Here is a 12,311-nt window from a genome sequence, read left to right on the forward strand (position 1 = left end):
GACCCCTTTTTGTGTTCAGAGGGGTGATATCGCGGCCAAAAGATAAATAAAAATATATCTTTCAGATGATATCATTCATAATAAGTGAACAATGGCGCAACTCAACTATCATCATCTGCGGTATTTCCGTGAAGTTGCATCCGGCGGGCATCTGGGCCGCGCGGCGGAGCGGCTGAATGTGTCGCAGTCGGCCCTGTCCATGCAGATCCGCCAGCTTGAGGACCGTCTGGGGCATGCGCTCTTTGATCGCGTGGGGCGACGTCTGGTGCTGACCGAAGCCGGAAAGATTGCGCTGGAGCACGCTGAACGGATCTTTACCGAAGGCGACGCCCTTCTGGCGACCCTCGATCTCAGCAGCGACGTTGACCGGCCGCTGCGCATTGGCGCACTATCGACGCTATCCCGCAATTTTCAGATGCAGTTTATCCGCCCGCTGCTCAGTGATCCGCGCCACCGGGTGGTCCTCAAATCCGGCAATACGGCCACGCTGCTGGCCCGGCTCGAAACTCTGAGCCTTGATGTCGTTCTGACGACGGAAATTCCGGCCGGCGGTGAAACCACAGCTTTCGCCGCGCAGAAAATCGCAGAGCAGCCTGTCGGCATACACGGTCATCCCGACAGGTTGCGTCACGACACGCTGCGTGACCTGCTCAGAACCGAACCGCTTATTCTGCCCACCGAAAATGTGATCCGCGCCGGATTTGAAAATCTGATCGCAAAGCTCGGGGTCACCCCGCATATTCTCGCTGATGTCGATGATATGGCGATGGTGCGCCTGCTCGCGCGTGAAAACGCGGGTCTCGCCGTTGCGCCGGCGGTGGTGCTTGCCGATGAGATCGCGTCAGGCCGGGTTGCCACAGCGCCTTTTGACCTCGGGATTGCCGAGCCCTTCTTTGCTGTGACGGTGCCGCGCACTTTCACCCACCCGGCGCTCAGTACTCTGGCCGGCATGTGACCCTTTTGCGCGGTGGTCAGACTGACCGCAGAACATACACCGGGCTGGTCCAGCCCTGCGTGCCGTCCTCAAGCGTCACGCGCACATAAAACGGATTGTCCCGGCCTACCTGCGGCGTGAGGCTGCGCGTGATACTGACCGTCTTGTGAGTGTTCTCATCCGGCAGCCGGAAAAGCCTGATCCCGCGCGGCAGGATGTCCGAGGCATCGAGCACGGTATCCTCGTATCCGATGTCGCTGAGCGCGACCGTTTCGTTGATGAGGGCCGTGCGGATGTCCAGCATGCCGGCAGTGCTGTCGTCGAGCGTCGCAATGAACCCTGCGAGATTGCCGGTCGTGACCGATTGCCATTCCAGTGTTTCCGCGTCCGGCATATCCAGCGTCTTGTCACGGTTGAAGAAGTTCACCGGCACGGCTTCGCGGATATGAGCGTCGGTGAAATGCGCCGATCCGTCCCAGGGCACGGCACGAAAGCGGCCCCGGTATTCAGCGCCTTCCCAGAGCATCCCGATACGATTGCCCGGTGCCTCATTCGCGAACGGACGGATGCATTCAAGGTGATCGGTCCCGTTGAAGATATCGATCCGGCGCACCGGCGACGCCGCGGATACTTTGAAATCAAGCTGCGCATCGCCGCCGGGCAGGTGCACGATATCGCCCATCATGGCGGCTGTGCACGCTTCGCTATGGTAATCGCTGACCAGTGCCGGATCATCGATGCAGAGCGTGGCGTCCTGATCAAAGGTCATGTCAATTTCCATCCGCATACGTCCCGAAGGCCCGCCGGTCGTGGCATAGTGGTGACGCCGGTTGATGCAGCCGATAAGCCCTTCGCGGGTCAGTTCGGGCATCAGAAAACAGGTGAGCCCGCCCACTGCACCGAACCAGCCTGCGCCCGGATAGCTGGCGCCCGGGCGGCCTTTATGCCCGTCCGAATTACCGATAATCCCGACGCGGTAGCCGCTTTTGAACGCGTCCTGTACGATCCACTCAAACGTTCCCCAGGCCGAATGGACCTCCACTGATTTCTCAAAACGCCCGTCATGGGCCAGCGTGATGTCCGCATACCGTCCGCCGCAATGCGCAAAGCAGATGACGTCCCATTCCTCTTCCCGGGCAAAGGCTTCAAAGAGTTCGCCCGCCGTGTGGCAGTCCGTGCCGGCGTCGCTCTGATCCTCGATCAGCGCATGTGAAGAGCGCCGCATGATGCGTCCTTCCACGGGAAAAAACACATTGCGGTCGCCGCCAAGTGCCGTGTTTCCGGACCATTCATAGCCGGGCAGGGTGACGAACCGCCCCGGCTCATTAAAATGTGCAGTGACTTTGTTTAGGTCCTTCCAGAATGTATCCGTCATCTGAAAGTCATTGCCCTGATGCGCGCAGGCATCCAGAAACGCGCGGTCCCGCCCGAAAGCAAAATAATCGGCAGCACTGTTCGTGCCCAGTGTTTCATCGGACTGGCCATGCAGGTCGCCCCAGAAGCTGCGTCGCTTCGGTGCCGCCACGACCTCAGCCGGGTTGCAGGTGGTCAGCAGGGCGCCGTCACTGTCATGGATGGTGATCGCCAGCGGGCCTTCTGCACCCACCGTCAGCCCCCCGACCTCGGTGGCAAATCGGCCAGGCTTCATCTCAATCACGTCGGGCAGCCCGCCCAGCGTCTGACTGGCGCGAAGGCTCAGGCGTTTGTCCGCCTGGTCCGACGGATTGCCCCAGCGGTCCTCTCCCTTGATCTTGAGCGTAAAGGGCTCGCCCGGCACGATAGTAGAGGGCACCACGGCCACCCAGGTCTCAGGCGGGCCCGGCACGATCGAAATCGCCGGCTGCATCGGAAGGGTCTGGAAATTATAAGTCGCGATCGGGTCAACCAGCACCCGGAACTCATAGCGGCTCTCGCAAAAAGTCTGCAGCCGCATGCCCGGCCCGCCCTGATCGGTGACGCCAAAGCGGATGGTGATCGTATCGCCTTCTTTCATGAAACCCTTCACGACCTTGATCTGCAGTGTCCTGTCCCAGGGGCGGATGTTGCCCTTGGGATCAAACCGCGTCTGCAAGACCGCATTGTTGGACGCGGTGACTTCTGTAAATCCGGGCGCCTGCGGGTCGTCAAACTGCGGGTTTGTCTGATCGGTTGCAAAGCGGAACGCCACCCGCAGGCTGCCGCTGTCGTCGATGCCAAACCGTCCGCAGGTATACGTCAGCGTAAAGCTCTGAAAGCTGCCGGCCTCATAAGCGCCCGGTTTATCCAGCACGGCCGTGCCCAGCAGGCCCGGGTCCACCGGCGCCCGCAATGCACCGTTATTGATTTCAGGCGGGGTCATTTCAGGCATCGTGTCGGACATATGTCACCTTTCCCAGGGCAGTTGCGCCGGCAACAGGCGCGGGGCGTCAGTGCCGGAAGATCAGTCTGGCGAGCGCCTCTGAGAACAGCCCGCCCCGTGCGGGCGGTTTGCGAAACTCTCAGTGCTGAGGCTGTGCCGCCGGCCGAGCGTCACATTCAGCGCGGCATTTCGCAAGCCAGACCGCCCGGTTTTTGCAACAGCGCACGCGGTGGTGGCTATCAGGTCCCGCACGACAGCCCTCCCGCGTGACCTAAGCGGCCGAGGAAATCCAGCACCCTGCGGGAAAACGCCTCCGGCACCTCTTCCTGCACAGCATGCCCGCAGTCCAGCGCTTCGCCTTCCACCTCATGTGCCTTTTCCCGCCAGGTGTGCAGTACATCGTAAAGCTCGCCCACCACGCCCTTGCGACCCCAGAGCGCGAGCAGCGGGGCGGTTATTTTCTGGCCGTCATCCGCTGCATCATGCTCCAGATCGATCCCGGCAGCGGCGCGGTAATCCTCGCAGATCGCGTGAATGGTTCGCGGATCCTCGTAGCACCGCAGATATTCGGCAAAGACCTCGTCAGAGACCGCATCCGGCGTTCTGACCTGCCCGTCAATATGCCGGCGCAGGAAATATGCGGGGTCTGCGCCGATCATGCGCTCCGGCAGGCCACCGGGCTGAATGAGAAAGAACCACCAGAAATACCGGGTCGCGAACGCCTTATCAGTGCGCGCATACATCGTCGCCGTGGGCGCAATATCGACAACAACTATCTTGTCCACGGCCTCAGGATGATCCAGCGCCATGCGGTGCGCCACCCGTCCGCCACGGTCATGGCCAATGAGAGAAAACCGCGTGTGTCCAAGCTCTGCCATCAGCGCTACCTGATCGCGCGCCATCTCACGTTTGCAGTAGGTTGCGTGCGGCGGCCCGCTTTCCGGTTTGCCGCTGTCACCGTATCCGCGAAGATCGGCGGCCACGACCTGGTAACCCGCCGCAACGAACTCCGGCGCCACTTTGCGCCAGGCGATATGCGTCTGCGGATGCCCGTGCAGCAGCAGAAGCCCGGGGCCTTCACCGGCCACCGCATAGTTGATGGTCACTCCGTTCACCACGCGCCGGTGCAGCGTAAACCCGGGCATATGCCGCGATGCGGTCACCCGGCAGCACCATCCAGAACCGCGTCCGCCACAGCTTCGCCGCAGGTCTTCGTGTCGGCATCTCCGCCCAGATCTGGCGTGCGCAGCGCTTTTTCCGCCAGGACGGTCTCAATGGCCGAGACCATGGCGCGTGCGGCGTCGATGTGGCCCAGATGTTCCAGCATCATTGCCCCGGCCCAGATCTGTCCGATCGGGTTGGCGATGCCCTTGCCCGCAATATCCGGCGCGGAGCCATGGACCGGTTCGAAAAGTGACGGAAACCGCCCCTCCGGGTTTATATTGCCCGAGGGCGCAATACCGATTGTTCCCGTGCAGGCTGGCCCGAGGTCAGACAGAATGTCACCGAAGAGGTTCGAGGCCACGACCACATCGAACCAGTCCGGGTGAAGCACGAACTGTGCTGTCAGAATATCGATATGGAACTTATCGACGCGCACGTCCGGATAGCTTTTCGCCATCTCTTCCACCCGTTCGTCCCAGTAAGGCATGGTGATCGAAATGCCGTTCGATTTCGTGGCCGAGGTCAGATGCCCGCTGCGTTTTTCCGCAAGATCAAAGGCGTATTTTAAGATCCGGTCGACCCCGATCCGGCTCATCACCGTCTCCTGGATCACCACCTCGCGGTCAGTGCCCGGGAACATGCGGCCGCCGATCGACGAATATTCGCCTTCTGTGTTCTCGCGGACGATCATCATGTCGATATCGCCCGCCTCACGCCCCGCCAGCGGCAGCGGCACGCCTGGCATCGCGCGAGCGGGCCGCAGGCTGACGTACTGGTCAAACTCGCGGCGAAACTGCAGCAGCGAGCCCCAGAGCGAGATGTGATCGGGAATCTTCTCCGGCCAGCCCACCGCCCCGAAAAAAATCGCGTCACTGCCGCCCACCCGGTCTTTCCAGTCCGGTGGCATCATCTCGCCATGCGCCTCGTAATACTCAGCGCAGGAGAAATCATGAATCCCGAATTCGAGCCCGAGACTGAATCGCTTTGCAGTCGCTTCCAGAACCCGCAAACCTTCGGGCACGGTTTCCTTGCCAATGCCGTCTCCGGGGATTACGGCGATTTTCAGGGTGTTTTCGGTCATATCCTTTGCCTTTCAGGCATATTGTCCACGGTCCGGCGCAGACGCCGGACAAGCTGGTTCAGTCTGTCGCTTTCAAACCCGAGGCCAGAGCGTTGCGGCCCCGGAGCGCCTCTATCACAGCATCCGTGACCTCTCGTGTGGTGGCGGTGCCGCCCACATCCGGAGTCATGATACCGGCTGCACAGACACGCTCAACCGCACTCATCAGGCGCTCGCCGGCCTGCGGCTGGCCCAGATGCTCCAGCATCTGCACAGCGGTCCAGAAGGTCGCGACCGGGTTTGCGATGCCCTGCCCGGTGATGTCAAAGGCTGATCCGTGGATAGGTTCGAACATGGACGGGTAGCGTCCTTCGGGGTCGATGTTTGCGGTGGGCGCCACGCCAAGGCTGCCCGCCAGCGCACCGGCCAGATCCGAGAGAATATCGGCATGCAGATTGGTGGCCACGACCGTGTCGATGCTTTGGGGTTTCAGGGTCATGCGCACGGTCATCGCATCTACGAGCATCTTGTCCCAGGTTACATCCGGAAACTCTTTCGATACCTCTGCTGCGATCTCATCCCACATCACCATGCCGTGCCGCTGTGCGTTGGATTTGGTCACCACGGTCAGCAGTTTACGCGGTCGCTGCTGCGCCAGTGAAAAAGCATAACGCATGATCCGCATGACACCGGCGCGGGTGAAAATCGCGACTTCTGTGCCAACCTCCTCGGGCATGCCTTTGTGCGCGCGTCCGCCATGGCCGGAGTACTCACCTTCGGAGTTTTCGCGCACGATGACCCAGTCGAGATCGCCGACCTTCACATTGCGCAGCGGCGATTGCACGCCCGGGATGATCTTTGTGGGCCGCACATTGGCATACTGATCAAACCCCTGACAGATCGGCAACCTGAGCCCCCAGAGCGTCACGTGGTCGGGCACATCCGGTGCGCCGACCGCTCCGAAGTATATTGCATCAAAGGGTTTGAGCTGCTCCAGCCCGTCCTCGGGCATCATAACGCCATGCTTTTTATAGTAATCCGATCCCCAGTCAAAAGTGGTCACATCAAAGGCAATGTCACCTACCTGCTCCGCGAGTGCGGCCAGCACCTCGTTGCCTGCGTCGATAACTTCGGGGCCGATCCCGTCGGCGGGTATGGCCGCAATCCTGTACGTTTTCATAAGTGAGTCCTGTTGCTGAGGGGGCACCGGCGGCAGGTGTGGCGTCTGATCGCGGATCGGTGCCGCTTGAGTTTGGCCCTTGTATCTGCGACTTGACGAGGTAAGCGCAATGAAAGATTATTATATTTAATAGTTAAATAATATGCGGGCTTTCCATGGAACTCAGACAGCTGCGGTGCCTGATCGCTGTTGCCGATACGCTGCATTTCGGCCGGGCGGCGCAGCGTCTCAACATGCTGCCGGCGTCGCTGGGCCGGCACATCCGGCTGCTGGAGGAGAGCCTTGGCGGCCGGCTGCTCGTGCGGACAACGCGCAGTGTCTCGCTCACTGATGCAGGCCGTGAATTTGTCGAAGCAGCGCGCGATGTCGTCGCGCGTGCCGAGAGGCTCGCAGCCACCTTTCGCGAGCAGCAGAAGGAACAAAGCGCTGTACTCCGGATCGGAGTGATCGACAGTGCCGCAGCCGGGCTGATGCCTCAGATTTTGCCACGGCTGCGCGCCGGTCTGCCGGATGTCGCCATTGAACTGATGGAGCAGAAAACCATCCGCCTGCTGCCAAGGGTTCTTACCGGACGACTCGATATTGCGATTGTCCGCCCGCCTGAAGTACGCGATGCCCGTCTCGAATTCCGACCGCTCTTTTCAGAAACACTTGTGGTGGCCGTTCCGCAGAACCACCGGCTTGCCTCCCGAAAAGTGATCCGGGTGAAAGATATGGCTGAGGAGCCGCTTATTGTACCCGACCGCCGTTCGCGCCCGCACAGCCACGATATGACCATGAAACTGTTTCTCGAAGCGGGGTTGACCGCCCGCGTGGCCCAGATCGCCGAAGAGAAACAGACCATCGTGAGCCTTGTGGGCACCGGTGTGGGGCTCGCGATCGTGCCGAGGTGGGCCTCGCGCCTTGGTGTCGGGGGCGTGACGTTCATCGATCTTGCGCCGGACCAGAACCAGACAAAGGGAGAACTTGCACTGGCCGCCGTTTGGCTGCGTGACACCCGGCACGCAGCCCGCGACGGCTTTATGTCGGTGCTGGAAAAAGACCTCGCGGCACTCTCTGCGACCGCATAAAATCAAATTACATAAATTTATTGTATAATATAAAAGGCAGTATATTGGTGAATACAGCCTTGAGAGACGCGCCGCGCGGCCTATACGTTACACCACGCAGATTTGTGACGTCGGGACGGTGAAAGTCACACCCGGCCCGGCGGTCAGACGCGCAAAAAAAACCTAAGGGGAGGATAAAATCCTTATGACTGTACTCACCAGAATGACGGCCGTGGCCGCGACAACTGTAATGACGGCAACCGTTGCATTTGCTGACGGTCACGTCGACAAGACCGGATGGCCGGACAGCTTCACTGTCGGCACCGGCTCGCAGGGCGGCACCTATTTCGGCTACGGCTCCGGTTGGGCCGGCATTGTATCTGATGTGCTCGGCGTCAACGGCGGCGCTGAAGTCACCGGCGGCCCGATGCAGAACATGGCGCTGGTGCACACCGGTGATCTCGCGTTCGGCATGACCACAATGGGTCCGGCCGCAGAATCCATCGGCGGCGGCAACCCGATCGCACCCGGCCTGCAGATGGACAACGCCTGCGCAATGTTCCCGATGTACCAGACACCGTTCTCGGTGACTGCGCTGGCGTCTTCGGGCATCAAATCCATCGCGGATATTCCGGCTGGTGCAGCCATCGGTTTCGGCCCGGCGGGCTCGACGTCCGACACGTATTTCCCGCGCATGATGGAAGAGCTTGGTGTCGATTTCGACCGTCGCAACGGCGGCTGGTCTGACCTTGGCGGTCAGCTTCAGGACGGCCTGCTGGATGTGATCGCCTTTGCCGCCGGTGTACCGGTTCCGGCAGTGTCGCAGCTCGAAGTGCAGACCGACATCAACATCATCGAGTTCACCGAAGAAGAGCAGGCGAAAATCATCGAAGCCTTCCCGGTTGCAGCATTTGAAATTGCTGAGTCAGCCTACACCACACTCGAAGCACCGGCCCGTTCAGTCTCCATGTGGAACTTCGCGATCGCCAACTGTGACCTGCCCGAGAGCTTCATCTACGAGGTTGTTGACGCGGTCATGTCCGACAACGAGCGTATGGTGACTGCACATCGCGCGGCCCAATCCTCGCTTCCCGAGTTCTGGGACCGGAACACCGTTATGGCATGGCATCCCGGTGCCGCACGCTGGTTCACCGAAAATGCCGGTGCGCAAATTTCTGCAGACATGATCCACGGTGATATGTAACTGTTGCTCAGGCGCCCCGTTGACGGGCACCTGTTGAGAAATCGGCCTGCGCCGCTCTGAGTGGCGCAGGCATTTTCAGCTTTGCGCCATGAAAAGCGCGCAGATTTTGAAACCGGGGGAACAATGTCAGACAAATCAATCACGCCGCAGGGTGGGCCGACAGACGATATTGTTCTTGCCGAAGGCGTTGATGAAGAACCCGTAGAGCGTAACCGCCGCACATTCGCCGGAACCTCCGGCATCATCCTCGCGACGCTGGCGACAGTTTATGCCTCGTTTCACATGCTGGCGCTGAACGGGGTGTCGCTGTCATCAATGACAGGCATCGAACTGCCGTTTCTGCCGCAGTTCCCGCTGGAGACATGGAACTTCCGCATCGTGCACATTGCAGGTGCACTGGCGCTTGGTTTTCTGCTCTTTGCCGCGCATATTTTCCCGTCCGAAGACGAAGACGCAAAAACCAGCCCGCGCATCATATCGCTGGCTGCAGCTCTGCTTCTTATTCCTGCGCTTATTTCCGCCTTCACAACCATCGGCTATTTCAACCTGATCAACTCCGATACCCTGCCGCAGATGGGCGGTCTGACCACATGGGCCGCTTTCCCGGGCACCGACATCTACATCAGCGAAGTGCGCTGGTTCGGCATTCCGCTGCTCGTGGCCACCTTTGGCGGGATCATACTGGGCTGGTTTGAGCGTCGCGAGCGCACGGCCTTTGCCTTCAGTGACATCGTCCTTGCGGTCTGCGCCATTGTGGTCGCTGCCTATCTGGTCGCAATCTACGGCACAGCCGCGCGTAACTCGGTTGGCACCACCTTTGTGCCCATCGGCGTTGCTTTTGCGGCGACGGCCGGCTCGGCCATGATCATGGAACTGACACGCCGGGTGGCGGGTCTGGCGCTGGTTATCATCACAGGCATCTTCCTGCTTTATACCTTCACCGCACATCTTATGCCGGGCATCCTCGCCGTCACAAACGCCTATACCTGGCAGCGCTTTTTCGGCCATGTCTATTCCGATGCGGGAATTCTCGGGCCGACGACTGCGGTCTCCTCGACCTATATTATCCTCTTCATCATCTTTGCGGCCTTCCTGCAGGCCTCCAAAGTGGGCGATTACTTTGTGAACTTCGCCTTCGCCGCTGCGGGCCGCGCCCGGGGCGGCCCGGCCAAAGTTGCGATCTTCGCGTCGGGTCTGATGGGCATGATCAACGGTACCTCGGCGGGCAACGTGGTCGCCACGGGCTCGCTCACAATCCCCCTGATGAAAAAGGTCGGCTATCACAAAAAGACCGCTGGCGCGATCGAGGCCGCGGCATCCACCGGTGGCCAGATTATGCCTCCGATCATGGGCGCCGGCGCCTTCATCATGGCCGAGATCACAGGTATTCCGTACACCGAGATCGCCATCGCCGCAATTATCCCCGCGGTTCTCTATTTCGTATCCATTTACTTCATGGTCGATTTTGAGGCCGCCAAGCTGGGCATGCGGGGTATGCGCGAGGATGAACTGCCGAAGTTCAACAAGCTCGTGCGCCAGATCTATCTCTTCATCCCGATCATCATTCTGATTGTGGCGCTCTTCATGGGCTATTCAGTGATCCGGGCCGGCACGCTGGCAACGGTCGCCGCGGCTGTCGTTTCATGGCTGACACCGAACCGGATGGGCCTGCGCTCGATCCTGCGAGCCTTTGAGCTTGCGGGGATCATGTCCATTCAGATCATCGCCGTCTGCGCCTGTGCCGGCATCATCGTAGGTGTGATTTCGCTGACCGGTGTTGGCGCGCGCTTCTCTGCACTGCTCCTCGATCTTGCCGGCGTCAGCCAGCTTCTGGCGCTCTTTTTCGCGATGTGCATCGCGATCCTGCTGGGCATGGGCATGCCGACCACAGCGGCCTACGCGGTGGCGGCCTCGGTTGTCGCACCGGGCCTGGTGCAGCTCGGCATCCCGCTGCTGACCGCGCACTTTTTTGTCTTTTACTTTGCGGTTCTCTCGGCGATCACGCCCCCCGTGGCGCTTGCGAGTTATGCGGCTGCCGGCATTTCGGGCTCCAACCCGATGGAAACATCGGTGGCCAGCTTCAAAATCGGCATCGCGGCCTTTATCGTGCCTTTCATGTTTTTCTACAGCTCGGCCATCCTGATGGAGGGTGCATGGCTCATCGTGCTCAAAGCCGCCGTCACCGCGATCTTCGGGGTGTTCCTGCTGTCTGCAGGCGTCCAGGGCTGGTTCTTTGGCGCGCGCGCTGCCTGGTTTATGCGGGTGGGCATTGTGCTGGCGGCGCTCTTTATGATTTCGGGCGGACTCACCACTGACCTGATCGGTGTTGCAATGTTTGCCGGGCTGTATTTCGTCCAGAAAGTGCTGAAACCGGCGCCGGATGCGCAGATTGCGGTCAAAGGTCTCGACTGATCAGAGACGGTCAGCAGTACCCTTCCGGACCGTTCCACTGCGCGGCAGAATATCTGTCGCCATGCGCCCAGCCACATGGCAGCACGGTCTCCAGCGCAGACATGATCTCGCTGGTCATTTCCAGATCACTTGCGGCGGCGCACTGTGCCAGATGCTGTGCCGTCCGGGTGCCAGGGATCGGGATAACCCGCTCGCCCCGCGCCAGACACCACGCGAGCGCCAGGGCCGTTGACGTCGTGCCCAGTTCCTGAGCAAGTTTTCTGAACTCCGTGATACGCTGCATGTTCAGACTGAACGCAGGCTCGGTAAAGCGCGGATTGCGGCGCCGGAAATCACTGTCTCCAAAGGTGGCGGGGTCCGGCATTTCATCAGCGAGAATGCCACGTCCGAGCGGGGCATAGGGCACCAGAGTGACGCCAAGAGCTTCACAGGTGGTCAGCAGTCCGAGATCTGGCTGGCGCGTCCAGAGCGAATACTCACTTTGGACCGCATCGACGGTCCCCACGGCCGCCGCGCGTCGCAAAGATGCCGGTGCAATTTCGGAAAATCCGATGCCGCCGATTTTGCCTTCGGCTTTAAAGGTCAGCAGCGTCTCCATCACATCCTCGATCTCGATCTCGCGGTCCCGGCGATGCACATAAAAAAGATCAACCTGCTCCAGCCCCAGCCGCCTGAGCGAGCCTTCAAGCTCGCGGCGCAGGTAATCGGGTTTGTTGTTGAACCCGCGGTTGCCCTGCTCTTTGTCGCGCCAGATGCCGGCTTTTGTAGCGATGGTGAACCCCGGCCCGCCGCTCTTCAGGAACGACCCGATGATCTCTTCCGACGCGCCCATGCCGTACACATTTGCGGTATCCAGAAAATCGATCCCGAGATCACGTGCCTTTGCAAGTGTGGTATGCGCTTCTTTTTCGTCGCTCGGTCCGTAAAAGCCGGCAAAGCTCAGGCATCCGAGGCCGATTTCAGAAACGGT

9 protein-coding genes are annotated in these 12,311 nt (G+C 60.4%); 4 read left to right on the forward strand and 5 right to left on the reverse strand.

Annotation, left to right across the window (positions count from 1 at the left end):
* Window positions 1–91: 91 nt before the first annotated feature.
* Entirely contained in the window at window positions 92–955 is an 864-nt protein-coding gene (locus tag Q0M35_RS06460) for a LysR family transcriptional regulator (RefSeq protein ID WP_295313397.1), read from the forward strand.
* Between the two features lie 16 nt (window positions 956–971).
* Here the strand turns inward: Q0M35_RS06460 and Q0M35_RS06465 are convergent, their stop codons facing one another.
* From Q0M35_RS06465 to Q0M35_RS06480, 4 genes are all read right to left on the reverse strand, one after another.
* Window positions 972–3,293, reverse strand: a complete 2,322-nt coding sequence (locus tag Q0M35_RS06465; RefSeq protein WP_295313398.1) for a DUF3604 domain-containing protein — start codon at window positions 3,291–3,293, stop codon at window positions 972–974.
* A gap of 218 nt (window positions 3,294–3,511) precedes the next feature.
* Window positions 3,512–4,435: an alpha/beta hydrolase gene (locus Q0M35_RS06470; RefSeq protein WP_295313399.1), complete on the reverse strand. Its 924-nt coding sequence runs from the start codon at window positions 4,433–4,435 to the stop codon at window positions 3,512–3,514.
* Window positions 4,432–5,517, reverse strand: a complete 1,086-nt coding sequence (locus Q0M35_RS06475; RefSeq protein ID WP_295313400.1) for a tartrate dehydrogenase — start codon at window positions 5,515–5,517, stop codon at window positions 4,432–4,434. Before Q0M35_RS06475 ends, Q0M35_RS06470 begins: the two co-directional genes overlap by 4 nt.
* A 58-nt stretch (window positions 5,518–5,575) precedes the next feature.
* Complete coding sequence (locus Q0M35_RS06480) at window positions 5,576–6,676, reverse strand: tartrate dehydrogenase (RefSeq protein ID WP_295313401.1); 1,101 nt, start codon at window positions 6,674–6,676, stop codon at window positions 5,576–5,578.
* A gap of 155 nt (window positions 6,677–6,831) precedes the next feature.
* On the opposite strand from Q0M35_RS06480, the gene Q0M35_RS06485 reads away from it, so the two are divergent.
* From Q0M35_RS06485 to Q0M35_RS06495, 3 genes are all read left to right on the forward strand, one after another.
* Window positions 6,832–7,746, forward strand: coding sequence for a LysR family transcriptional regulator (locus Q0M35_RS06485; RefSeq protein ID WP_295313402.1), 915 nt, complete (start codon window positions 6,832–6,834; stop codon window positions 7,744–7,746).
* Between the two features lie 184 nt (window positions 7,747–7,930).
* On the forward strand, window positions 7,931–8,929 hold the full coding sequence (locus Q0M35_RS06490) for a TAXI family TRAP transporter solute-binding subunit (protein ID WP_295313403.1): 999 nt from the start codon (window positions 7,931–7,933) through the stop codon (window positions 8,927–8,929).
* Window positions 8,930–9,052: 123 nt separating this feature from the next.
* Window positions 9,053–11,341, forward strand: coding sequence for a TRAP transporter fused permease subunit (locus Q0M35_RS06495; RefSeq protein WP_295313404.1), 2,289 nt, complete (start codon window positions 9,053–9,055; stop codon window positions 11,339–11,341).
* A 10-nt stretch (window positions 11,342–11,351) separates the two neighbouring features.
* On the opposite strand, the gene Q0M35_RS06500 is transcribed toward Q0M35_RS06495, so the two are convergent.
* The coding region (locus Q0M35_RS06500; RefSeq protein WP_295313405.1) for an aldo/keto reductase at window positions 11,352–12,311 on the reverse strand (960 nt) is incomplete at its 5' end.

Source organism: Roseobacter sp., assembly GCF_024639605.1.
Taxonomy (GTDB): domain Bacteria; phylum Pseudomonadota; class Alphaproteobacteria; order Rhodobacterales; family Rhodobacteraceae; genus Roseobacter.

Coding starts and splice junctions, on each gene's coding strand:
- Q0M35_RS06475 (WP_295313400.1), bottom strand. CDS start 5,517: ATGACCGAAAACACCCTGAAAATCGCCGTAATCCCCGGAGACGGCATT.
- Q0M35_RS06465 (WP_295313398.1), bottom strand. CDS start 3,293: ATGTCCGACACGATGCCTGAAATGACCCCGCCTGAAATCAATAACGGT.
- Q0M35_RS06460 (WP_295313397.1), top strand. CDS start 92: ATGGCGCAACTCAACTATCATCATCTGCGGTATTTCCGTGAAGTTGCA.
- Q0M35_RS06490 (WP_295313403.1), top strand. CDS start 7,931: ATGACTGTACTCACCAGAATGACGGCCGTGGCCGCGACAACTGTAATG.
- Q0M35_RS06480 (WP_295313401.1), bottom strand. CDS start 6,676: ATGAAAACGTACAGGATTGCGGCCATACCCGCCGACGGGATCGGCCCC.
- Q0M35_RS06495 (WP_295313404.1), top strand. CDS start 9,053: ATGTCAGACAAATCAATCACGCCGCAGGGTGGGCCGACAGACGATATT.
- Q0M35_RS06485 (WP_295313402.1), top strand. CDS start 6,832: ATGGAACTCAGACAGCTGCGGTGCCTGATCGCTGTTGCCGATACGCTG.